General features: G+C 73.5%; 20 protein-coding genes. 9 read left to right on the top strand and 11 right to left on the bottom strand.

The window, feature by feature from the left end; genetic code table 11:
- Window positions 1–2: 2 nt before the first annotated feature.
- From ACZ6O5_RS25075 to ACZ6O5_RS25085, 3 genes are all read right to left on the bottom strand, one after another.
- The gene (locus ACZ6O5_RS25075) at window positions 3–968 is read right to left on the bottom strand and encodes an alpha/beta hydrolase family protein (protein ID WP_465980197.1); all 966 of its coding nucleotides are present in this window, start codon (window positions 966–968) and stop codon (window positions 3–5) included.
- Window positions 969–1092: 124 nt separating this feature from the next.
- Window positions 1093–1626 (bottom strand): nucleotidyltransferase domain-containing protein, encoded by a 534-nt coding sequence (locus tag ACZ6O5_RS25080; RefSeq protein ID WP_465980198.1) that lies wholly within the window; start codon window positions 1624–1626, stop codon window positions 1093–1095.
- 160 nt (window positions 1627–1786) lie between these two features.
- A complete protein-coding gene (locus tag ACZ6O5_RS25085; RefSeq protein WP_465980199.1) occupies window positions 1787–2920 on the bottom strand; it encodes an alpha/beta hydrolase family protein in 1134 nt (377 codons plus the stop codon).
- Window positions 2921–3148: 228 nt separating this feature from the next.
- Between ACZ6O5_RS25085 and ACZ6O5_RS25090 the strand changes: the two genes are divergently transcribed.
- Window positions 3149–3322, top strand: a complete 174-nt coding sequence (locus tag ACZ6O5_RS25090) for a hypothetical protein (RefSeq protein WP_357302680.1) — start codon at window positions 3149–3151, stop codon at window positions 3320–3322.
- 190 nt (window positions 3323–3512) lie between these two features.
- On the opposite strand, the gene ACZ6O5_RS25095 is transcribed toward ACZ6O5_RS25090, so the two are convergent.
- The 8 genes from ACZ6O5_RS25095 to ACZ6O5_RS25130 all read right to left on the bottom strand — a co-directional run bounded on the left by ACZ6O5_RS25095 (window position 3513) and on the right by ACZ6O5_RS25130 (window position 14476).
- Window positions 3513–4625 carry an acetate/propionate family kinase gene (locus ACZ6O5_RS25095; protein ID WP_465980200.1) on the bottom strand — a complete coding sequence of 371 codons (1113 nt, stop codon included), beginning with the start codon at window positions 4623–4625 and terminating at the stop codon, window positions 3513–3515.
- On the bottom strand, window positions 4622–6691 hold the full coding sequence (gene pta / locus ACZ6O5_RS25100) for a phosphate acetyltransferase (protein WP_465980201.1): 2070 nt from the start codon (window positions 6689–6691) through the stop codon (window positions 4622–4624). Before pta ends, ACZ6O5_RS25095 begins: the two co-directional genes overlap by 4 nt.
- Window positions 6692–6871: 180 nt before the next feature.
- The gene (locus ACZ6O5_RS25105) at window positions 6872–7606 is read right to left on the bottom strand and encodes a hypothetical protein (RefSeq protein WP_465980202.1); all 735 of its coding nucleotides are present in this window, start codon (window positions 7604–7606) and stop codon (window positions 6872–6874) included.
- 47 nt (window positions 7607–7653) lie between these two features.
- Window positions 7654–7833: a DUF6104 family protein gene (locus tag ACZ6O5_RS25110; RefSeq protein WP_091068787.1), complete on the bottom strand. Its 180-nt coding sequence runs from the start codon at window positions 7831–7833 to the stop codon at window positions 7654–7656.
- Between the two features lie 64 nt (window positions 7834–7897).
- Entirely contained in the window at window positions 7898–11644 is a 3747-nt protein-coding gene (locus ACZ6O5_RS25115; RefSeq protein ID WP_465980203.1) for a multifunctional oxoglutarate decarboxylase/oxoglutarate dehydrogenase thiamine pyrophosphate-binding subunit/dihydrolipoyllysine-residue succinyltransferase subunit, read from the bottom strand.
- A gap of 273 nt (window positions 11645–11917) precedes the next feature.
- Window positions 11918–12745, bottom strand: coding sequence for an ABC transporter permease (locus ACZ6O5_RS25120; protein WP_405091048.1), 828 nt, complete (start codon window positions 12743–12745; stop codon window positions 11918–11920).
- Window positions 12742–13683: an ABC transporter ATP-binding protein gene (locus tag ACZ6O5_RS25125; protein WP_465980204.1), complete on the bottom strand. Its 942-nt coding sequence runs from the start codon at window positions 13681–13683 to the stop codon at window positions 12742–12744. Before ACZ6O5_RS25125 ends, ACZ6O5_RS25120 begins: the two co-directional genes overlap by 4 nt.
- 136 nt (window positions 13684–13819) lie before the next feature.
- Window positions 13820–14476, bottom strand: coding sequence for a hypothetical protein (locus ACZ6O5_RS25130; RefSeq protein WP_107161053.1), 657 nt, complete (start codon window positions 14474–14476; stop codon window positions 13820–13822).
- Between the two features lie 160 nt (window positions 14477–14636).
- On the opposite strand from ACZ6O5_RS25130, the gene ACZ6O5_RS25135 reads away from it, so the two are divergent.
- The 8 genes from ACZ6O5_RS25135 (at window position 14637) to ACZ6O5_RS25170 (ending at window position 23234) form a co-directional block, all read left to right on the top strand.
- Window positions 14637–15416, top strand: a complete 780-nt coding sequence (locus ACZ6O5_RS25135) for a GNAT family N-acetyltransferase (RefSeq protein WP_357302667.1) — start codon at window positions 14637–14639, stop codon at window positions 15414–15416.
- Window positions 15413–16288: a lysophospholipid acyltransferase family protein gene (locus ACZ6O5_RS25140; protein WP_465980205.1), complete on the top strand. Its 876-nt coding sequence runs from the start codon at window positions 15413–15415 to the stop codon at window positions 16286–16288. Before ACZ6O5_RS25135 ends, ACZ6O5_RS25140 begins: the two co-directional genes overlap by 4 nt.
- A 127-nt stretch (window positions 16289–16415) precedes the next feature.
- A complete protein-coding gene (locus ACZ6O5_RS25145; RefSeq protein ID WP_465980206.1) occupies window positions 16416–17255 on the top strand; it encodes a DUF4097 family beta strand repeat-containing protein in 840 nt (279 codons plus the stop codon).
- Window positions 17252–17872: a PadR family transcriptional regulator gene (locus ACZ6O5_RS25150; protein ID WP_465980207.1), complete on the top strand. Its 621-nt coding sequence runs from the start codon at window positions 17252–17254 to the stop codon at window positions 17870–17872. Before ACZ6O5_RS25145 ends, ACZ6O5_RS25150 begins: the two co-directional genes overlap by 4 nt.
- Window positions 17873–17935: 63 nt before the next feature.
- The gene (locus ACZ6O5_RS25155; protein WP_107160940.1) at window positions 17936–18637 is read left to right on the top strand and encodes a response regulator transcription factor; all 702 of its coding nucleotides are present in this window, start codon (window positions 17936–17938) and stop codon (window positions 18635–18637) included.
- A complete protein-coding gene (locus ACZ6O5_RS25160; RefSeq protein ID WP_465980208.1) occupies window positions 18634–20178 on the top strand; it encodes a sensor histidine kinase in 1545 nt (514 codons plus the stop codon). The genes ACZ6O5_RS25155 and ACZ6O5_RS25160 overlap by 4 nt, the downstream gene beginning before the upstream one ends.
- A 62-nt stretch (window positions 20179–20240) precedes the next feature.
- Window positions 20241–21905: a S1C family serine protease gene (locus ACZ6O5_RS25165; RefSeq protein WP_465980209.1), complete on the top strand. Its 1665-nt coding sequence runs from the start codon at window positions 20241–20243 to the stop codon at window positions 21903–21905.
- A 267-nt stretch (window positions 21906–22172) separates the two neighbouring features.
- Entirely contained in the window at window positions 22173–23234 is a 1062-nt protein-coding gene (locus tag ACZ6O5_RS25170) for a glycosyltransferase family 4 protein (RefSeq protein WP_465980293.1), read from the top strand.
- Window positions 23235–23237 lie beyond the last annotated feature (3 nt).

Genomic DNA, 23237 nt, shown 5'->3' on the forward strand with positions numbered 1-23237 from the left:
CCTTACAGCCGGTCGTTGAGGGTGGCCAGGTTGCCTCGGGTGGCGTCGGTGGGGAGGCGGTCCTTCGCCGCGGGGTCGCCGTAGAGCGTCCAGCGCAGGAACTCGACTGTGGTGTCGGCGACCACCCGCAGCGTCTTCCCGTCCCCGAGCAGCGCCCGGCCGTGGTCACCCTTCGGCAGGCTGAGCATCGCCTTCGGCCACGGCACCGCGTCGAAGACCGCCTTGCCCGCCGCGTACGACACCACCTCGTCCGCCTCGCCGTGCACGAACAACTGCGGTGCGGCGGCGCCGGCGAACGCGGTGCCCACGCCGAGCGCCGTACCGGCGAAGACGATGCCCGCGTCCAGCCGCTCGTCCCGGCCGGTGGTGAACAGCCCGATGGTGGTCACCCCGCCGGCGCTGTGCCCGGTCGCGGCCACCCGCTCCGGGTCCAGCCGGCCGCGCAGCGGATCGCCCGCCGTCGCGTCGAGCGCGAGCACCCGGGTCAGCACGTACGACACGTCGGCCGGCTGGTTGAGCACGTCGAGCGGGTTGCCGTCGCCGCCCCGCCCGGTGTGCGGGAAGCGCGGCGCGGCCACCACGAACCCGGCCGCCGCCCAGCGCGTCAGCAACACCTGGTAGTCCTCCGGCCGGGCGCCCAGCCCGTGGCTGAACACCACCACCGGGAACCGCCCGGCCGCCGCCGGGCCGGACCGCTTCGCCGCGCCGCCGGCCGGTCCCGCCGCCGGATACCAGAGCGACACCGGCAACGGTCGATCACCGTCGCGGTTCAGCTTCAGTTGGCGTACGCCGACCGCGAAGCTCGTCGCGGGCGCCTTGCCGGCGGGTACGCGGGGGGTCGGGGTGGCACTCTTCGGGGACGTCTCGGGGGCGGGCCGCCCGGTCGGGGCGGTCGGCTCCGAGCAGCCGGCCAGACCGGCACCCAGCAGGGCAACGGCGGTGGCCAAAGCGGCGGTACGACAGCGCATGCCCTCGATTGTGCCTCGCGTCCACCGACGGACTGGCGGGTAAGGAGGGGCCCCCTGTTAACGCCTGCGGTAGAGGAGGGGCCCCCGCTTAACACCTTGGGCGGGCGGCGGGCGGCGGCCTGGGTCAGCCCGCCGGACGGTCGTCGACCGAGGCCCGGAGGCGGGCCAGGTCGGCGGCATCCTTCGCGCGGCGGGGTCGCTCCGGCATCCAGACCGGGAACATCTCCTTGAACTCGATCTGCGCGGTGACACTGATCACCGGTACGGTGAGCGACCCGACCCGGCCGGCCGGCGCGTCGAGCATCCCCGCCGGCAGGGGCGTGCCCGCCCACGGCCCGGCACCGACCACCACCCGGCCCGCGGCGTCCCGTTCCAGGTAGGCGAAGCTCAGCTCGACGTCGCCCCGGAGCAGGTCGAGCTGCTGCGCGGCCGGCATCCGCGGGTCGGCTCGCCAGCCCTGCCCGCCGAGCCGGACGGCCAACCGGTCGGCGTCGCGCCGCCAGCAGTACCAGTCGACGTCGACGTGCGGTCGGCTCACGGCCCCGAGGTGGAAGTCCATCGCCCAGCCGCCGCGCAGCCACACCTCGATGCCGTTCGCGCCGGCCAGCTCGACCACCTCGCCGATCGCGCCCAGTTGCCGCTCCACCAGCCCGTCCACCCGCCCGAACCTACCCCCGCTCCGCCCCTTCCCCTCTGTCCCCGACCGCCTCGCCCCGGTGATCAAGGAGTTGGCGTACGCGATCGCCAGCCCGGGTGACGCCAACTCCTTGGTCAACCGAGAGGTGGTCGGGAGGAGGGGAGGGACGGAGGGAGGGAGGTCAGGTGGGGAGGGCGCGGGTGGTGAACGTGGTGACGCCGGGGGCGGTGGCGTCGGCGGGGAGGCGGCGCAGCGCCGTCCGGTCGGCGTAGAGCGTCCAGCGGAGGAAGTCCGTGGTGGTCGCGAGCACCTCGGTGAAGCCGGGGCGGCCCGGGTTCAGGTACTCGCCGTGGCCCTGACCGGGCAGGCTGAGGAAGGCGGCCGGCCCGAGACAGCGGGCGTACGCGGCCCGGCCGATCGACTCCGGCACGATCCGGTCGGCGGCGCCGTGCACGAACAGCATCGGCGTCGACGGTCGCGCGATGCCGGCGACCGGCCGGCCACCGGCGATCACGATCCCGGCCCGCAGCGGGGACCGTCGCCCGGGGACGAACATGCCGAGCGTGGTGTGGCCACCGGCCGAGTGCCCGGCGGCGGCGAACCGGTCCACGGCCAGGTGCGCGCCGAGCGTGTCGCCGGGGCGGGCGCCCAGGCGGACCAGGTGACGGACCAGTCGCCGGGCGTCGGCCGGCTGGTTGCGGACGTCGTCGCGGGCGAAGGCGCGGGCGCGCAGGCTGGTACGGGGGTAGGTGGGTGCCGCCACCACGAAACCGGCGGCGGCCCAGCGGGTGGTCAGCCGCGCGTGCAGCGCGGGCAGGCTGCGCAGTCCGTGGCTGAAGACGACCACCGGGAACCGCCCGGCGGCCACCGGCGCCCGCGTCCGGACCATCGGCCCGGCCTCCGTACCGGGGCTCGGTGGAACGGCTCCCCGGCCCCGCCCGGAGGGGTCGGGGGAGCGTGCTCCGGAAGAGTCGAGGGAGTGCGGTCCGGGCGAGTGCGGTCCGGGGGAGCGCGGCCTCGGGGTGTCGGCGGGGTGCGGCGTGGCGGGGAGGGCGGTGACCGGCTCGGGGAAGGTGGCCGGCTCGGGGAAGGTGACCGGGTCGGGGAAGGTGGCCGGGTCCACCGGGTACCAGACGGTGACCGGCAGGGGACGAGGGCCGTCCGGGTCGATGGTGAACTGCCGCACCCCCACCGCGTACGGGTGCTCCGGCGCGGTCCGGACGCCGGCCGGGACCGGGCCGGTGGTGGCGACCGCCGACCCGCAGCCGGCCAGCAGCGCCGTCGTCAACACGGCCACCAGCCGCCGCCCCGTCATGCCTGCACGGTAGGCAGCCGAGCGGGCCGACCGCGCCCGCCGTCCGGGCGGCTGCCCCCGCCACCCGGCCGGGCCGCGCCTCCACCACCCGGCCGGGCCACGCCTCCACCACCCGGCCGGGCCACGCCTCCACCACCCGGCCGGGTTTGCCCGTCCCGGCTGCCCGGGCAGGCCGACTCCGGCCCGGCGGGACACGGGTGGGCGGTGGGCTTCGCTAGGGTCACCCGCATGGCTGAGAACTACACCGACCCCAGCGGCAACACCGCGCAGTTCCGCGCCTTCGTGGACACGCCCGAGCCGGCCGCGGCGGCACCCGCGCCGTCCCGGTTGCCGTTGATCGCCGGTCTCGCCGTCGCCGCCGTGGTGGTCGTCGCCCTGGTCGCCTGGGTCGCCCTGGGCTGACCCGGCCCCACAGCCGGTGAGCCGTGGCGCTGGTCCACGCCGGCACGCCGTGGCGCTGACCGCGCCAGGATGCCTGTGCGTGACGCCTGACGCGCAGGGATGCCTGCGTGGCGTCGGACGCGGCGGGAGGTCGGCGTGGGGTCGGACGTGCCGGGACGAGGGCACCTCGGCGCGGTGGCGCCGACCGTGATCAGGCGGCGAGCACCTCGCGGGTCTCCCGGGCGATCTCCCGCTCCTCGTCGGTGCCCACCACGAGCACCGTGACCTCGGCACCGGTCGGCGAGATCAGCCGGTCACCGGTGCCGTCGTTGCGGGCCGGGTCGACGGCTATGCCGAGCCGCTCCAGGCCGGCCAGCGACGCGGCCCGCACGCCGGCGGCGTGCTCGCCGACCCCGGCGGTGAACGCGATCGCGTCGACGCGCCCGAGCAGCGCGTAGTACGCGCCCACGTAGCCGGTGATCCGCCGGCAGTAGACGTCGAACGCCAGCGCCGCGGCCGGGTCGTCGGCGTCCCGGCGGGCCAGCACCTCCCGCATGTCGTTGACACCGGTCAGGCCGAGCAGGCCGCTGCGGTGGTTGAGCAGGTCGTCGATCTCGTCCACGCCCATCCCCGCCTCGCGGCGCAGGTGGAAGATGACTGTCGGGTCGAGGTCGCCGCTGCGGGTGCCCATTACCAGCCCCTCCAGCGGGGACATGCCCATCGAGGTGGCCACGCTGCGACCGCCCCGCACCGCGCACGCGCTCGCCCCGTTGCCCAGGTGCAGCGTGATGGTGTTCAGCTCGGCGTACGGCCGGTCGAGCAGTTCGGCGGCCCGTCGCGACACGTACGCGTGCGAGGTGCCGTGGAAACCGTAGCGGCGCACGTCGTACCGCTCGGCGGTGGCCCGGTCGATCGCGTACGTGGCGGCGGCCTCGGGGAGCGTGTGGTGGAACGCGGTGTCGAAGACGGCCACCTGCGGGGTGTCCGGCAGCGCCTCCCGGGCGACCCGGATGCCGGCCAGGTTGGCCGGGTTGTGCAGCGGGGCCAGCGGGACGAGGTCCTCGATCCCGGCGACGACCGCGTCGTCGATCAGCACCGGGGCGCTGAACCGCTGTCCGCCGTGCACCACCCGGTGCCCGACGCCGGCCAGCCCGCCGAGGTCGAGCCGCTCGATGATCTCCCGGACCGCGCTCTCGTGGTCGGCCGGCCCGCCGCCCGGCTCGCCGACCCGCTCCACGGTGCCCTTGTCGAGCACTTCGTCGCCGTCGTACAGCCGGTACTTGACCGACGAGGATCCGCTGTTGAGGACCAGGATGCGGCTCATTCCGACGCCTCCGTGGCGGCCTGGATGGCGGTGATCGCCACCGTGTTGACGATGTCCGGCACGGTCGCGCCCCGGGACAGGTCGTTGACCGGCCGGCGCAGGCCCTGCATGACCGGGCCGACCGCCACCGCGCCGGCCGAGCGCTGCACCGCCTTGTACGTGTTGTTGCCGGTGTTCAGGTCCGGGAAGATGAACACCGTGGCCCGGCCCGCCACCGGGCTGTCCGGCAGCTTGGTGGCGGCCACCTGCGGGTCGATCGCCGCGTCGTACTGGATCGGCCCCTCGACCAGCAGTTCCGGCCGGCGTTTCCGGACCAGCTCGGTGGCCGCCGCGACCTTCTCCACGTCCGCGCCCGCGCCGGAGCTGCCGGTGGAGTACGACAGCATGGCCACCCGCGGCTCGATGCCGAACCGGGCCGCGGTGTCGGCGGAGGAAATGGCGATGTCGGCGAGCTGGGCGGCGTCCGGGTCGGGGTTGACCGCGCAGTCGCCGTAGACCAGCACGCGGTCGGCGAGCAGCATGAAGAAGACGCTTGACGCGACCGAGACGCCGGGCACGGTCCGGATGATCTCGAAGGCCGGGCGGATGGTGGCGGCCGTGGTGTGGGTGGCGCCGGAGACCATCCCGTCGGCGCGGCCGGCCTGCACCATCATGGTGCCGAAGTAGTTGGGCTGCGCCACGATGTCGTGCGCCAGCTCCGGCGTCATGCCGCGGTGGGCGCGCAGCTTCGCGTACGCGGCGGCGAACTCGTCGCGCCACTCGCTGGTCGCCGGGTCGACGAGCTGCGCGTCACCGACGTCGACGCCCAGCTCGCGGGTCCGCCGGGCGATCTCGTCCGGCCGCCCGAGCAGCGTCAGCTCGGCGACGCCGCGGCGCAGCAGCACCTCCGCCGCGCGCAGGATGCGCTCCTCGGCGCCCTCGGGTAGCACCAACCGGCGGCGTCGGGCCCGCGCCCGGTCGATGAGGTCGTTCTCGAACATCAGCGGGGTGACCCGCGCGGAGCGGGTGACCCGGAGCCGGGCGGCCAGGTCGTCGGTGTCCACGCAGCGCTCGAACGCGCCCAGGGCCGCCTCGACCTTGCGCGGGTTGGCGGTGCTGGGGCGGCCTTCGATCCGGCTGGACGCCTCGACCGTGTCGTAGCTGTCGCTGGTCACCGACAGCACCGCCAGCCCGGTGTTCATCCGCTCGACCAGCCGCATGGCGCGCGGGTCGGGCTGCTCGCCGAGCGTGAGCACCAGCCCGGCCAGCGACACCTGCCCGGCCACGTGGGCGGCGCCGGCGGCGACCAGCAGGTCGGCCCGGTCGCCCGGGGTGATCACCAGCGCGCCGTCGGTGAGGTGGTCCAGCAGCGTCGGCACGTGCGCCGCCCCGACCACGTAGTCGAGCACGTCGCGGTCCAGCGCGGCCCGGTCGCCGGCGAGCCGGGTGGCGCCGAGCGCGGTCGCCACCTCGGCCACCGTCGGGGCGGACACGGTCGGCACCTCCGGGATCGCGTACGCGGGGACCGGCAGCTCGGGCAGCGTCAGCGGGCCGGGCACCCGGTTGGCGACCACCGCCACCACCGTCGCGCCGAGGTCGGCCAGATCGTGGTACGCGCCGCGCATCGCCGCCGCGGTGGCCTCGGGCGGCTGGTCGAACCCGTCCACCACGGGCACCACGACGCTGCCGAACTCGATCGCCAGGCGGGCGTTGAAGGCCAGCTCGCGGGGGCCGGCGCCGTCCCCGTCGGCGAAGTCGCTGCCGACCACCACGACGGCGGGGCAGCGCCGCTCCACCTCGCGGTAGCGGGCCACGATCGCCGAGATCAGCTCCTCCCGCCGGCCGTTCGTGACCAGCGCGGTGGCTTCGGCGTACGTCGCGCCGTGCAGCTCGTCGACGGGCAGTTCCACCCGGTAGCGCTCGGTGAGCAGGGCCAGGATCGGGTCCGGGGTGTCCCCGCCGGCGACCAGCGGCCGGAACGCGCCGATCCGCTCGACCTGCCGGGACAGCAGCTCGGCCAGGCCGAGCGCCACCGTCGACTTTCCTCCGCCGGACCCCACGCCGGTCAGGTACACGCTGCGCGCCACGACCTCACGCTACAAGATCGCCCATCCCCCCGCCCGGGTCCTTGTCCCCCCGTCTCCCCCTCCCGCCGATCTTGCGGTTGCGGCCCCTCGTGCGACCGGAAAGCGGCTTCTGCCGGGGCGGCAACTGCAAGATCGCGTGAGGTGGGGGCGGGGGTGGGGGTGGGGGTCTGTTGTGGCTGGTCAGGGTGGGGGTGGGGGAGAAGATGGGGTCTTTTCGTGTGCCGGCGTGGTCGTTCGGGGCTCGGGGACGTCGGGGCCGCCGGCCGGCTCGGCGGCGCGCAGCAGCGCGTCGCTCTTCGCCACCCAGGCCGCGCCGAAGGCGAAGACGGCGAGCGTCTCGCACCACAGCACCGGTTTGAGCGTGTGTCGGACGTCGGCCGGGAGCCGCGTACTGGCCAGCGCGAGCGCGACGGCGAGCAGGATGAGCCCGCCGCAGGCCCGGTAGAAGACCTGCGCCGCGGGCCGGGGCGGCATCCCGGCCCGGTCCGGGCGGACGAAGAGGACCAGGCAGAAAACCGCGAGCAGGACGAAGAGCCCGGCGGCGGCGACCTGGTGCACCACGCCGGCCGTCCGGTCGACGCCGTCGACAGTGGCGGCCGGCACGCCCGTCGCGGTGGGGAAGAGGGCCACCACGATCGCCAGTACGCCGGCGCAGGTGCCCAGCAGGTCCTCCGGCCGGCGGTACCGGTAGCTGATCAGGAAGACGCCGACGGCGCACATCGCGCCGACGAAGACGTCCCGCATCTCGGAGTGGTAGTACCCGCTGAGCGAGTCCAGCAGGGTGAGGCGCCGGGTGGCGGCGACGTGGCCGACCACCAGCACGACCGGCAGCGCGAGGCCCACCGATCCGATGCCGAGGCGCAGGTGGCGTACGGTCACCGCGTCCTGCGGTGGCCTGCGGTTCCCGGGTTCCATACCTCAACAGTGGACGTCACGCAGCGGCACTAGTCAAACGCGAACCGTCACTCGTCGTCCTCGTCGTCCAGGCGGGCCAGCCAGGTGGCGAACCGCTCGACCGGCGTTTCGAACTCCGGGTTCAGGTCGACGAAGTCGCGCAGGCGCTCGCCCAGCCACTCCAGGCTGACCTGCTCGTCGCCCCGACGCTCGACCAGCTCCTCGATGCCACGGTCGGTGAAGTACACGGTCGTCCTCTCGTCGTACGGCAGCGGCCCGCCCCGGTGGAGGGACGGGCCGCTGCGTCGGGTGTCACGGGCGGGGCAGGGCCGCCTCGATCAGCGCGTTCTGCTCGACCTCGTGCATCTTCGCCGAGCCGACCGCCGGGGCGGCGGCGGACGGCCGGGAGATGCGGCGCAGCCGGACCTCGGGCAGGTGCTCCAGCAGGTTGAGCGCCACGAACGACCAGGCGCCCTGGTTGGCCGGCTCCTCCTGGACCCAGGCGAAGTCCTCCGCGTTCGGGTACTGCGCGAGCGCGGCCCGGACCTCCTCGACCGGCAGCGGGTAGAGCTGCTCCATCCGGAGGATCACGGTGTCGGTGACGCCGCGCTCCTGCCGGGCCTGGAACAGGTCGTAGTAGACCTTGCCCGAGCAGAGCAGCACGCGCTTGACCTGCTCCGGCGCCGGGGCGGCGGTGTCGGCCAGCACGGGCTGGAACGTGCCGGTGGTGAAGTCCTCCACCGGCGACACGCAGAGCTTGTGCCGCAGCAGCGACTTCGGCGTGAACACCACGAGCGGCTTGCGCTTGGGCGACAGCGCCTGCCGGCGCAGCAGGTGGAAGTAGCTCGCCGGGGTGGTCGGGATGGCCACCCGCATGTTGTCCTCGGCGCAGAGCTGGAGGAAGCGCTCCGGGCGGCCGGAGGTGTGGTCCGGCCCCTGGCCCTCGTGGCCGTGCGGCAGCAGCAGGGTGACCGCGGAGCGCTGGCCCCACTTCACCTCGCCGGAGGAGATGAACTCGTCGATCACCGACTGGGCGCCGTTGACGAAGTCACCGAACTGGGCCTCCCAGGCCACCAGCGCGTTGACGTTCTCCACCGAGTAGCCGTACTCGAAGCCCATCGCGGCGTACTCGGAGAGCAGCGAGTCGTGCACGAAGAAGCGGGACCGCTCGCCGTCGGCGGTGAACGTCTTCAGCGGCAGGTAGTCGTCGCCGGTGCGGGCGTCGACGATCGAGGCGTGCCGCTGGACGAACGTGCCGCGACGCGAGTCCTGCCCGGCGAGCCGGACGGTGACGCCGTCGTGCAGCAGCGCGCCGAACGCGATGATCTCGCCGAAGCCCCAGTCGATGTTGCCCTCGACGGACATCTTCCGGCGCCGCTCCAGGAGCTGCTGGATGCGCTTGTGCGGGGTGAAGCCCTCCGGCAGGTTGACGTGCGCCTCGCCGATCGCCTTGACCACGGAGGCGTCGGTCGCGGTGTCGACCTGCGGCTCCGGCTCCTCCTCCCGCTTCGGGCGGCTGAGCTGGCGCGGCGTGGTGGCCGCGTCCCGGGTGGCCTTGAAGACGCGTTCGAGCTGCGCCTGGTAGTCCCGCAGCAGCTCCTCGGCATCCTCCACGGTGATGTCACCGCGCCCGATCAGCTCCTCGGTGTAGAGCTTCCGGACCGACCGCTTCGAGTCAATGATCTTGTACATCTGCGGGTTGGACATCGACGGGTCGTCGCCCTCGTTGTGCCCGCGCCGGCGGTAGCAGACCAGGTCGATCACGACGTCCTTGTTGAACGCCTGCCGGTACTCGAAGGCCAGCCGGGCGACCCGGACCACGGCCTCGGGGTCGTCGCCGTTGACGTGGAAGATCGGCGCCTGGATCATCCGGGCCACGTCGGTGCTGTAGAGGCTGGACCGGCTGTACTCCGGGGCGGTGGTGAAGCCGACCTGGTTGTTGACCACCACGTGCACGGTGCCGCCGGTGCGGTAGCCGCGCAGCTGGGACAGGTTCAGCGTCTCGGCGACCACGCCCTGGCCGGCGAAGGCGGCGTCCCCGTGCACCGCCAGCGGCAGCACGGTGTACCCCTCCAGCTTGAGGTCGATCCGGTCCTGCTTGGCCCGGACGATGCCCTCCAGCACCGGGTCGACGGCCTCCAGGTGCGACGGGTTCGCCACCACCGACACCTTGACCGCGTGGTCGCCGTCCGGCGTGGTGAACTTGCCGTTCTGGCCGAGGTGGTACTTCACGTCGCCGGAGCCCTGCGTGGACCGCGGGTCGAGGTGCCCCTCGAACTCGGAGAAGATCTTCTCGTACGGCTTGCCGACGATGTTGGCCAGCACGTTGAGCCGGCCGCGGTGGGCCATGCCGATGACGACCTCGTCCAGCCCGGCCTCGGCGGAGGACTCCAGCACCTCACCGAGCAGCGGGATCAGCGACTCGCCGCCCTCCAGCGAGAAGCGCTTCTGGCCGACGTACTTCGTCTGGAGGAACGTCTCGAACGCCTCGGCCGCGTTGAGCCGGTTGAGCACGTGCTTCTGCTCGTCGGAGCTGGGCTTCTCGTACTTGCGCTCGACCCGCTCCTGGATCCAGCGCCGCTCCTCCGGGTCCTGGATGTGCATGTACTCGATGCCGACCCGGCGGCAGTAGGAGTCCCGCAGCACGCCGAGGATCGAACGCAGCTTCATCCGCTGCTTGCCGGCGAAACCGTTGACCGGGAAGACGCGGTCCAGGTCCCACAGCGTGAGCCCGTGCTGGAGCACGTCCAGGTCCGGGTGCTTGCGGATCTTGAACTCGAGCGGGTCGGTGTCGGCCATCAGGTGACCGCGCACCCGGTACGCGTGGATCAGCTCGTGCACCCGCGCGGTCTTGTTGATCTGGCCTTCACTGTCGACGGCCACGTCGCGCATCCAGCGCACCGGCTCGTACGGGATGCGCAGCGAGGTGAAGATCTCGTCGTAGAAGCCGTGCTCACCGAGCAGCAGCTCGTGCATCACCTTCAGGAACTCGCCGGACTGTGCGCCCTGGATGATGCGGTGGTCGTACGTGCTGGTCAGCGTGATGACCTTGCTGACCGCGTTCTCGGCCAGGGTGGCCTCGCTCATGCCCTGGTACGGGGCCGGGTACTCCATCGCGCCGACGCCGATGATGGCGCTCTGCCCCTGCATCAGGCGCGGGATCGAGTGCACCGTGCCGATGCCGCCCGGGTTGGTCAGCGAGATGGTGGTGCCGGAGTAGTCCTCCATGGTCAGCTCGTTGCGGCGGGCGCGCCGGACCACGTCCTCGTACGCCTGCCAGAACTGCCGGAAGTCCATCTGCTCGCAGCCCTTGATGGACGGCACCACCAGGTTGCGGGAGCCGTCCGGCTTGGCCAGGTCGATGGCGATGCCCAGGTTGACGTGCTCCGGCCGGAGCATCGCCGGCTTGCCGTCGACCTCGACGAAGGAGTTGTTCATCTCCGGGTGCTCGATCAGCGCCCGGACCATCGCGTACCCGATGAGGTGGGTGAAGCTGACCTTGCCACCGCGGCCACGGGCCAGGTGGTTGTTGATCACGATGCGGTTGTCGACGACCAGCTTCGCCGGGACCGCGCGCACGCTGGTGGCGGTCGGGACGGCGAGCGACGCGTCCATGTTCTGGACGATCTTGGCGGCGACGCCCCGCAGCGGGGTGGTGCCGGCGGCGCTCGCGGCCGGCGCCTTGGCGGCGGCCGGCTTCGCCGGGGCGGCCTTCTTCGCCGGGGCCGGCTCGGGCGCCTTCGCCGCCGGCTTGGCGGCGGGCTTCGCCGGCGCGGGCTCGGCCTTGACGGGGGCCGGCTGCTCGGTGACCGTGGCGACGGCCTCCTGCTGCTCGGCGGGCTCCGGCCGGGCGGCCGGCTTGGCGGCGGGTTTGGCCTGGCCGTCCGGGCGCGGGGTCGCCGCGCCCGGCGCCGGCCGGTAGTCGGCGAAGAAGTCGTGCCAGGCCGAGTCGACGCTCGACGGGTCGGCGAGGTAGCGCTGGTACATCTCCTCGACGATCCACTCGTTCGGGCCGAAACCCGCCAGTGGGTTCTCCTGCGATGTCTGCTGGGTCGACACGGCCGCTAATCGCCTCTTTCACGCGGTTGTGAATGTCACGCGGTGGGGCCCCGTGCCCGGCACTCCGGCGCACAGGGGACGGATCCCAGGCTACGCCGTGCGATTGCCACCGGCATTCTCGCCTCCGGCTGGTGGCCCGTTTCACAGAAGATGCCAGAAGTTCGGCAAACGCTGCGTGTCGTTCCGACTCCTGCTAGACGACGACGGTCCCGGCCGGTGACACGGGGTCACCAGCCGGGGCCGAATCCGAACGACGGGTCAGGAAACGACGGGTCAGGAGATGTCGCGCCGCCGGATGGTCAGCACGCCGATCACGCCGGTCACCACCGCGTACCCGATCAGCACCGCCGCGCCCGCCCACTGCGGCGGGTTGCCCGGGATGTCCGTGTCGCCGCCCACCATCAGGCTGGACGCCAGCGACGGGACCAGAAGCTGAAGCTTGCTGATCCAATCGCCGAACCGCTCCGCCAGCAGGCCGATCGCGATCGCCGCGCCGATGGTGCCGCCCAGGTAGAGCAGGATGCCGGTCACGGTCGCGCCGATCTGGCTGCGGATCAGCACGCCGAGCCCGACGCCGAGCACGGACCACAGCAGGTAGGCCAGCCCGTTGAGCGCGATCGCGCGCCAGACCACGCCGCTGCCGAGTTGCGAGTCGACGTCCACCGCGTTCAGGATCAACGGCGCGAAGATCAGGTTGAGCGCCGTGGTGACGACCCAGAACAGCAGCGCCAGCACGCCGGCCGCGGCCAGCTTGGCCAGCATCACCGCGGTGCGGTGCGGCGCGGTGAGGAACGTGGTGGTCACCGTCTGGTGGAAGAACTCGCTGGTCACCACCACGATGCCGAGCAGCATCACGATGAGCAGCCCGAAGAACTGGCCGTTGGTGTAGAGGTTGGCGGCCAGGTTGTCGGCCGCCCCGGCCGCCTGGAGCTGGTCGGCCTGCTCACCGGCGGTCTCGCCAAAGTTCCCGCTGGTCAAGGCGTCGGTCTGCAGGTAGTTGAAGAACAGCGCGAGCCCCCACAGCGGGAGCGTGATCAACCCGAAGATCCACCAGGTGCTGGTGGTACGGATCTTGAGCAGTTCGGATCGGACCAGCGTCATCGGATCTCCGCCTTTCCGGCCGTCAGCTCCAGGAAGACCCCTTCGAGGTCGGGACGTTCGGTGGTCAGCTCGTGCAGCTCCACCTTCGCGGCCAGCGCGATCCGGCCCACGGTCGGCGCGTCCACGCCGCTGACCAGCAGCGCGCCGTTCGGGTCGGCGTCGACCGTGGCGGACTGCTCGCGCAGCGCCGCGGCCAGCTCGTCCGCCTGCGGGGTGCGCACCCGGATCCGGGCGCCGTGCGTCATCGAGCCCATCACCTGTTCGACCGGACCCTGCCGGACCAGCTTGCCGGCCGCGATGATCACCACGTCGTCGGCGAGGAGCTGCATCTCGGAGAGCAGGTGGCTGGAGACCAGCACCGTGCGGCCCTCGGCGGCCAGGCCCTTGAGGAAGCCCCGCATCCAGCGGATGCCCTCCGGGTCCAGGCCGTTGGCCGGCTCGTCCAGGATCAGCACCTGCGGGTTGCCGAGCATCGCGGCGGCGATCCCGAGCCGCTGCTTCATGCCCAGCGAGTAGCCCTTGAACTTGCGCTTCGCCGCCGGAGAGAGCCCGACCAGGGCCAACGCCTCGTCCGCCCGCGACTTCGGCAGGCCGGCCGCCGCGCAGATCACCCGCAGGTGGTTGATGCCGGTGCGGCCCTTGTGCGCGCTGGACGCCTCCAGCACCGCGCCGACCGTACGCAGCGGGTCGGTCAGGTCGGCGTACCGGTGGCCGCCGATGGTGGCCGTGCCGGCGGTCGGCGTGACCAGGTTGAGCAACATGCGCAGCGTGGTCGTCTTACCGGCGCCGTTCGGGCCGAGGAAGCCGGTGACCCGACCCGCCTCGACCGTGAACGACAGGTTGTCGACCGCGCGGACGTTCTTGTACTGCTTGGTCAAGCCGGACACGATGATCTGGCCGGTCGCGGCACTGGGGCGTGGCTGCCCGTCGGACATCATTCTCCTCTCCTGCCCCGGCGCGCTGGACGCACGCCGGTGGGACGCCGTTGCGGAGGCGCCCCGCTCAGCCTTCCAACCCGGTGCAACCGGGTCAATCAGGCGGGATGTGTACGCGCCGTCCTCCTCAAGGAGGAGATCAGCCGGCCGGGAGCGCGATCCAGGTGGCGCGCGCCCGGCCGAGCAGCGCGCCGTCCGGACCGTACAGGCTGGTGTGCACCTCGGCCTTCCGCCCCTCGCCGCCGACCGCGAGCCCGGTCACCACGCACGCGTCGCCGGGCCGGGGCAGCGCGGTGACCTGCGCGGCGATCCGGCCCAGCACGTACGGGCGGCCGGCGGAGAGCACCGCCCAGCCGCCCGGGCAGTCAAGCGCCGCCCAGACCGTCGCGGGCACCACGTCGGCCGGGGCGCGGAACGGCGCGGCGGTCCGCCCGTCCGGCAGCCGGCCGGGAAAGATCCGCAGGCCGTCCGGGTGGTCCGGGCCGCAGACGTAGCAGCGGGGAAACGGGTGGTCCACCAGACCGGGGTACGCCCGCGCGGCGGCCTCGGCCGTGGCCGGGTCCACCGGCGGCACCACCGCGTCCACCGGCTCGACCCGGCGTACCTCGGCGACCAGCCGGCCCGCCGGGTCGTGGATGCCGCCGTCGGCGGCGGTCAGCGGCGTGTCCAGCGGCGGCGGCCGGCGCAGGGTGACCTGCACCGGCCCCCGGTCGTCGATCAGCGCGGCGAAGATCCCGGCGCTCCAGCCGCCGTTGCCGGAACCGTCCGGGCCGTGGAAACGGGCCTCGACCAGCACGTGCACCTCCGGATGATGGTCCGCCGGCGTCGTCGCCGGTGGTCGCCCGGCAGCCTCGCACACCCGCCGGCCCGGGTCCGCACGCCGCCGCCGACCGGCGTTCACCGGATCGACACCCCTCACCCCGGGTCCGGCAACCCGTAGCCCCTACACAGGACCCATGGCTGTTCTGCACGCCGCTGGCGCACCCATCACGACCAGCGGTTACACCCTGCTGATCGCCGACGACCCGACCCTGGTCGCCGCCGCGCAACGGCTGCGCCACGAGGTGTTCGCCGGCGAACTCGGCGCCACCCTGCCGCCCGACGCGGCCGGGCTCGACACCGACGGGTTCGACGCCCACTGCGACCACCTGGTGGTGCTGCGCGAGGACACCGGCGAGGTGGTCGGCACCTACCGTCTGCTGCCGCCCGGCCGCACGGACCGCCGGTACGCCGACGGCGAGTTCGACCTGACCCCACTGGCCCCGCTGCGCGACGACCTGGTCGAGGCGGGCCGCTCCTGCGTACATCCCGACCACCGCACCGGGGCCGTGATCAACCTGATGTGGGCCGGCATCTGCCGCTACCTGCACCTGCGCGGCTCCCGCTGGCTGGGCGGCTGCGCCTCGGTGCCGGTCGCCGACGGTGGGACCGCCGCCGCCGAGGTGTGGGCGCAGGTCACCGAGCGTCACCTCGCCCCGCCGCCGCTGCGGGTGACCCCGCGCCGGCCCTGGTTCGCCGAGGCGCCGGCGGCACCCGCGCCGGCGGCGCTCACCCCGGCCGAGCGGCGGGCGCTGGTCCCGCCGCTGCTCCGCGGCTACCTGCGGCTCGGTGCCTGGATCGGCGGCGAGCCGGCGTACGACCCGGACTTCGGCTGCGCCGACTTCTACGTGCTCTTCTCGCTGGACCGGATGAACCCGCGTCACCTGCGGCACTTCCTCGGCGAGGTGGCGTCGTGACACCGCTCGGCGGGGACCTGTGGCGCCCCGCGTCCGGCTGCGGGCCGCGGTGCCTGCCCCACGCCGCCCCGGACGTCTCCGCGCTCCGCCGGGTCGGCCGGCTGCTCGGCGTACTCGGCATGCTCGTGGTGGGGGCCGGCCTCGCCGCGCTGCTGCCGCTGCTGCCGGCGGCCGACCGACGGGCCGCGCTGCGCGCCTGGGCCCGTACGACGCTGCGCGCCCTCGGCGTGCGGCTGGTGGTCCGGGGCCGGCCGCCGCGCCGCCGCGCCCTGCTGGTCGCCAACCACGTCTCCTGGCTGGACGTTCTCGCCGTGCTCGCGGTGTCACCGGCCCGGATGCTGGCCAAGCGGGAGGTGCGACGCTGGCCGGTGCTGGGTGCGTTGGCCGCGGCGGCCGGCACGCTCTTCGTGGACCGGTCCCGTCCGCGCGCGTTGCCGGTCACCGTTGCCCGGGTGGCCGACGCGCTGCGCGCCGGGCATCCGGTGGTGGTGTTCCCGGAGGGCACCACCTGGTGCGGCGCGCCGTCCGGCTGCCGCCCGACGCGCGGCTTCCGGCCGGCGATGTTCGAGGCCGCGGTGGTCGCCGGGGCGCCGGTGGTGCCACTGGGCATCGGCTACCGGCACGCCGGTGACGCGAGCACGCTGCCCGCCTTCCTCGGCGCGGAGACGCTCTGGGCGTCGCTGCGGCGGGTGCTGGCGGCCCGGGACCTGACCGTGTCGGTGACCGTGGCCGCCGCGCTGCACCCGGCCGACGGGGCGGACCGGCGGCTGCTGGCCCGCGCCGCCGAGGCCGCCATCCGTCCGGCCCCGCCCCGACGCTCCCCGGTCCCGGTGGTGTCCCCGGTCCCGTCCCTGGTCGGTCTGGCCGCCTGAACAGCCCGTCACCGACCGGCGGATGGGGTCGGGGACGCGACACAGTCTTGTTCAGTCGCGATGTATCGCGTTATGCTTCTCCCGTCACTCGACGTGTCGTCCGGCACGTCGGCGAGGGGAGGACGCCATGGCGAGTTGGACGGTCGACAGTCCGCGCCGGCTCACGCTCGACGAGCCGGTCACCCGGCTGGACGTGCGGCTGGTCAGCGGCCGGCTCAACGTGGTCGCCACCGACGGCCCGGCCCGGGTCGACGTCACCCGGATCAGCCGCCGGCCGATCGTGGTCGAGCTGCGCGACGGTCGGCTGACCGTCCGGCACGAGCGGATGCCCCGCTGGCCGGGCGTGCTCTGGTGGCTCGGTCAGCTCCGCCGCCGGTTCCGCGCCGAGGTGTCGGTCGCCGTGCCGGCCCAGGCGCTCGCCGACCTGCACCTGATCGACGGCGCGCTGGTCGCCTCCGGGCTGCGCCGGGACACCCGGGTCGACGTCACCTCGGGCCAGGTCACCCTGATGGGGCTGCGCGGACGCACCACCGCCAAGGTGGTCTCCGGTCCGGTGGAGGCGCTCGGCATCGGCGGCGAACTCGACCTGGAGACGGTCTCCGGGGAGCTGATCCTGGCCGACAGCGCGCCCGAACGGGTGCGGGCCCACGCGGTCTCCGGCTCGATCACCTGCGACCTGGACAACCCGCGGGGCAGTGAGATCCGGCTCAGCGCCATCTCCGGCAGCATCACCGTCCGGGTCCGCGAGGACAGCGACCTCAGCGTGCACCTGCACACCACCTCCGGCCGGATCACCAGTGGCTTTCCGCAGATCTGCGGCGGCCAGCACGGGTTCGGCGCGGTCAAGGACAGCCACGGCGTGCTGGGCGGGGGCGCGGGTAAGCTCTGGGCGTCCGCGACGTCCGGCAGCATCTCGCTGCTGGCCCGCCCGGTGGCGGATGTCGACGACGTGGAGGACCTGCCGTGACCGCCGTGTTCACCCACGGGCGGCTCCGGCTCTACCTGCTCAAGCTCCTCGACGACGGGCCGAAGCACGGCTACGAGCTGATCCGCCTGCTGGAGGAGCGGTTCCTCGGCCTGTACGCGCCCAGCGCCGGCACCATCTACCCCCGCCTGCAACGGCTGGAGGTGGAGGAGTTGGTCACGCACACCGCGGTGGGCGGGCGCAAGGTCTACGAGATCACCGAGGCGGGCCGCACCGAGCTGCGCCAACGCGCCGACGAGCTGGCCACGCTGGAGGCCGACATCAGCGCCTCCGTCGAGGACCTCTCCGCGCTGGCCGGGGAGATCCGCACCGAGGTACGCGGCTCGGTGCGCGACCTGAAGCGGGAGCTGCGCGAGGTGACCCGGCAGACCCGGCAGGGCCGTTGGACGCCGCCACCGGCCACCCGGCCCGGCGACCACGACGGCGCGGCCCGACCGGCGGAGGCGCCGCTGCTCGTCGAGTTCGACGAGCGGCTGGCCGCGTTCACCGTCGAGGTCGGCGCGCTCGTGCGGGCCGGGCGGCTCAGCGACAACCAGCTCCGGACCGCGATCCGGCTGCTCGACGGCGCGCTCGACGGGCTGCGGCGACTGCTCCGCTGAGCTCACAGGTTGTTTCCAGCCGCCACCCAGCGCGACCGCAGCCGGAGCACGGATGATGGGGCCATGGCGGCTACCCACACCGAGGCTCGACTGCTCGTCGTCGAGGACGATCCCAACATCCTCGAACTGCTCTCCGCGAGCCTGCGCTTCGCGGGCTTCGACGTGGCGACCGCGACCAGCGGCAGCGCGGCGCTGCACGCCGCCAAGGACCACCGGCCCGACCTGGTCGTGCTCGACGTGATGCTGCCCGACCTCGACGGCTTCGAGGTCATCCGGATGCTCCGCGAGGGCGGTACGCGTACCCCGGTGGTGTTCCTGACCGCGCGGGACGCCACCGACGACAAGATCCGCGGGCTGACGCTCGGCGGCGACGACTACGTCACGAAGCCGTTCAGCCTGGAGGAGCTGACCGCCCGCATCCGGGCCGTGCTGCGGCGCACCGCGACCGGCGAGCAGGCGCCGTCCCGGCTCACGTTCGCCGACCTGGAGCTGGACGAGGAGACCCACGAGGTGCACCGGGCCGGCCAGCGGGTGCAGCTCTCGCCGACCGAGTTCAAGCTGCTGCGCTACCTGATGCTCAACGCCAACCGGGTGCTCAGCAAGGCGCAGATCCTCGACCACGTCTGGAACTACGACTTCCGCGGCGACGACAACATCGTCGAGTCGTACATCTCCTACCTGCGCCGCAAGGTCGACAACACCCAGCCCCGGCTGATCCACACGCTGCGTGGGGTGGGGTACGTGCTGCGCAAGCCGGCGGCGTGAGCGCCGTCCACGACGCGAAGGGCTGGCTGCGCGGGATCCCGCTCCGGCTCAAGCTGGTCACCGCCGTGCTCGCGCTGGTCGCCGGCGCCCTGCTCGTGATCAGCGTCTCCACCGCGTACTTCCTGCACAACTATCTGGTGGGCCGGATCGACGGTGAGCTGAACGACCAACTCGACCGTGGTGTGACGGTCAGCCAGGAGAACCTGAACACGCTGCCCACCGACTACATGGTGGCCCAGTGGAACAGCACGTACCAGCGGGTGGCGTTCGCCCGGGACCGGGCGCTGAGCGAGCAGGACCTGCCGGCCGGCATCAAGCAGCAGCGCTGGTACGAGGAGCACGCCAACGGGGAGGCGTTCACCGTCGAGGGAGCGGACCGGCAGGTCCGGTGGCGGATGATGATCCGGCAGGACAGCGAGGACTCGTACCGGGCGATCGGGCAGAACCTCGACGACGTCGACCTCTCCGTGCGGCAGTTGCTCTGGATAGACCTGCTGGTGGGCGGCGCGGTGCTGATCATCCTGGCGTCGGTGGGCGCGGGCATCGTGCGTACCAGTCTCAAGCCGCTTGTGGAGATCGAGCGGACCGCGGGGGCCATCGCCGGCGGCGACCTGACCCGGCGGGTGCCCGACCCGGAGGAGGGGCGGGCCTGCCCCACCTCCGAGCTGGGTCGGCTCTCCCGGGCGTTGAACACGATGCTGGCCCAGATCGAGGCCGCGTTCACCGCGCGGGCCGCCTCCGAGGCGGCGGCGCGCAGCGCCGAGACGGGCGCCCGGGACGCCGCCGCCCTGGCGCAGGCGTCCGAGGCGCGGGCCCGTCGGTCGGAGGAACGGATGCGGCAGTTCATCGCGGACGCCTCGCACGAACTGCGGACACCGCTGACCACCATCCGGGGCTTCGCCGAGCTGTACCGGCAGGGCGCGGCGCGGGCCCCGGAGCAGACCGCCGACCTGCTGCGCCGCATCGAGGACGAGGCGTCCCGGATGGGGCTGCTGGTCGAGGACCTGCTGCTGCTGGCGCGGATGGACCGGGAACGGCCGATCGCGTTGGCCCCGGTGGAGCTGCCGGTGCTGGCCTCGGACGCGGTGGAGGCGGCCCGGGTGGTCGACCCGGAACGGCGGATCGAACTGGAGCTGGAACCGGGCGCGGGCCCGCTGGTGGTGCTCGGTGACGACGCCCGCCTGCGGCAGGTGATCGGCAACCTGATGACCAACGCGCTCACCCACACCCCGCCGGACGCCGCGGTCACGCTGCGGCTGCGGGCCGAGGCGGGGAACGTCGCGGTGGTGGAGGTGGCGGACACCGGCCCCGGCCTGACTCGGGAGCAGGCCGAACGGGTCTTCGAGCGGTTCTACCGGGTGGACGCCGCCCGGACCCGGCGGGCCGCCGGGCCGACCAGCACCGGCCTCGGCCTGGCCATCGTCGCCGCGCTGGTGGCGGCGCACCACGGCACCGTCGAGGCGGTCGCCACGCCGGGCGGCGGGGCCACGTTCCGGGTGAAACTGCCGCTGCTGCCGGAGACGCCGGAGTCGGGCGAGTGACGTACAGAAAACACTCAGGCGGATTCCAGGCTGGTGACAGTGCCACGGGGAAAGCTGTAGGCATGACCGACCACGAGACCGAGCCGCAGCGGTCGCCGGCACCTGCCGACGCCCAGCCGTCGCACCACACCGCCGAGCTGCCCCGCGTCGAGAGCGGGACATCGGACTCCACTCCGGCCGCCGCGTCGGTTCCGGCCGACTCCCCGGCCGCCGGAACCACCGCCCACGCCGACGCGCCAGCCAACCCGCACGCGCCGTCGTCCGACGCGCCGGCCAACCCGTACGCGCCGTCGTCGGACACGCCGGCCAACCCGTACGCGCCGTCGTCGGACACGCCGGCCAACCCGTACGCGCCGTCGTTGGACACGCCGGCCAACCCGTACGCGCCGTCCTCCGCCGCGCCGGCCAACCCGTACGGGCCGGGTGGCGCGTACGCCCAGCCGTCCGGCGGCCCGTACGCCCAGCCCTCCGCGCCGCCGTACCCCGCCTCGGGGCAACCGCAGAACTGGTACGGGTCGCCGCAGCAGGGCGGGTGGGCGCAGCAGGGCGGCTCCGGCTACCCGTCGTCGCACACCGGGGGGCCCGTCCCGACGTACCAGGCGCAGCCGTACCCCCCGCACCAGCCGCACCAGGCCGGGCAGCCGGTCCCGCCGTGGGGCCAGCAGCAGCCGGCGCGGCCCAGTCGGGCCGGCAAGTTCGTCGGCGCCGGCGCGTTGGCGCTGGCCCTGATGCTCGGCTCGGGCGTGGCCGGCGGCGCGTTGGCCCTCGCGCTCGACGACGGCGGCGGCGTCACCCGCACCTACTCCGCCGCTCCGGTGATCAACAGCGCCGACCTGCCCAAGATCGCGGCTGCCGTGCAGGACAGCATCGTCACGATCATGACGGACAGCGGTGAGGGCTCCGGGGTGATCCTCAGCGCTGACGGGTTCGTGCTGACCAACAACCACGTGGTCGCCTCCGCCAGCGGCGACACGGTGAAGGTGGTCTTCGCCAACGGCAAGACCGCCTCGGCGAAGATCGTCGGTACGGATCCGAAGACCGACCTCGCGGTGGTCAAGGCCAGCGGCGTGAGCGACCTGAAGGCGGCGAAGTTCGGCGACAGCGACGGCATGCAGGTCGGTGACCAGGTGCTCGCGCTGGGCAGCCCGCTCGGCCTCCAGGGCTCGGTGACCGCCGGCATCCTCAGCGCCCGCGACCGCACCATCTCCGCCGGTGAGGGCGGCCAGCAGCAGACCCCGCAGCAGGGGGCCAGCTCGATCTCCGGCCTGTTGCAGACCGACGCCCCGATCAACCCGGGCAACTCCGGCGGCGCGCTGGTCAACACCCGGGGCGAGGTGATCGGCATCAACACCGCGATCGCCACCGCCGGACAGGGCAGCAACGGCAACATCGGTGTCGGCTTCGCCATCCCGAGCAACAAGGCCAAGGACGTGGCCGAGAAGCTCCAGCGCGGCGAGAAGATCAGCCACCCGTCGCTCGGGGTCAGCGTGAACGCCGCGGAGGACGGCGGCGCGATGGTCGCCGCGGTCACGCCCGGCAGCGCCGCCGAGAAGGCCGGGATCCAGCGGGGTGACGTGATCACCAAGTTCGGCGACAAGGTGATCAACGATTCCAACGACCTGGTCGGCGCCGTGCAGGCCGGGAAGGTCGGCGACCGGGTCGAACTTCAGTACAAGCGAAACGGATCCGACGAGACGGCAACCGTGACGCTCGCCGAAACGTCATAGTCCGCAGGACCTACCTCCCTCCCGGGGCGGTGGGCGACGGAGCCAAGGGGGTTGGCTTCGTCGCCCACCGCCCCTCTTCGTGTCTCACCCGGTCCGGGTGAGCCCGTCACCGGCCCGGTGACCGGTCCGGGCGCGGATGCCGTTTACCGCGTGCCGCGCCGGGAACCCGCCGCCGATCGGGTACGCCGGGGACCAGCGGGGGAGGGACTCGTGGCCGTCGACCAGCCACCGCCGGACCGGGCGCGGGCCGGGCCGCTCCGGATCGCGATGGTGGTCCCGCCGTGGCTGTCGGTGCCGCCACCCGGCTACGGGGGGTTGGAGACCCTGGTGGCCGGGCTGGTCGACGCGCTCGTCGACCGCGGGCACGCGGTGACGCTGTTCGGCGCGGGCACCGAGCACGGCACCGCCGCCGAGTTCGTCTCCACCTGCGCCGAACTCCAGTTCGACCGGTTGGGTGAGTCGCTGCCCGAGCTGGCCCACCTGGCGCACGTCGACCACTTGGTCGACCCGGCCGACTTCGACCTGGTGCACGACCACAGCACCATCGGCCCGATGGTGGCCGGCCGCCGCCGGGTGCCGACCGTGGCGACCGTGCACGGCAACCCGGTCGGCGAGTACGGCACCGTGCTCAGCAACACCGACCGGGGGGTCGGCCTGATCGCGATCTCGCACGCCCAGCGCCGGGCGAACCCGGGCCTGCCGTGGGTCGGCACGGTGCACAACGCGATGCCGTTGCGGGACTTCCCGCACAAGCGCGCGCCGGGGGCCGGGCCGGTGCTCTGGCTCGCCCGGTTCAGCCCGGACAAGGGCCCCGACGTGGCGATCCGGGCCTGCCGGGCGGCCGGGCTGCCGCTCACCCTGGCCGGCAAGTGCAACGAACCGACCGAGCGCCGCTACCTGGAGCAGGTGGTGGAGCCGTTGCTGGGCGAGGACGTCACGCTTGTGGTGAACGCCGAGCGCGAGGCGGTGCTGCGGCTGCTGCTCGACGCGCGTTGCCTGATCATGCCGATCCAGTGGGCGGAGCCGTTCGGCATGGTGATGGTGGAGGCCATGGCGACCGGTACGCCGGTGGTGGCGCTGCGCCGGGGCGCGGTGCCGGAACTGGTCCGTCCCGGGGTCACCGGGCTGGTGTGCGACGACGCCGACGAGTTGCCGGCGGCGCTGCGCGCGGTCGCCGACCTGGACCCGGCCGACTGCGTCGCGCACGTCGCCGAGAGCTTCTCGGTGGAGCGGATGGCCGCCGGGTACGAGGCGGTGTACCGGGGCTTCCTGGCCGGACAGGCGACGGCGGACGGCCCGCGGGCGGTCGCGCGGCTCGTCACCGGTTGACCG

This window comes from Micromonospora sp. NPDC049201, from assembly GCF_055586805.1.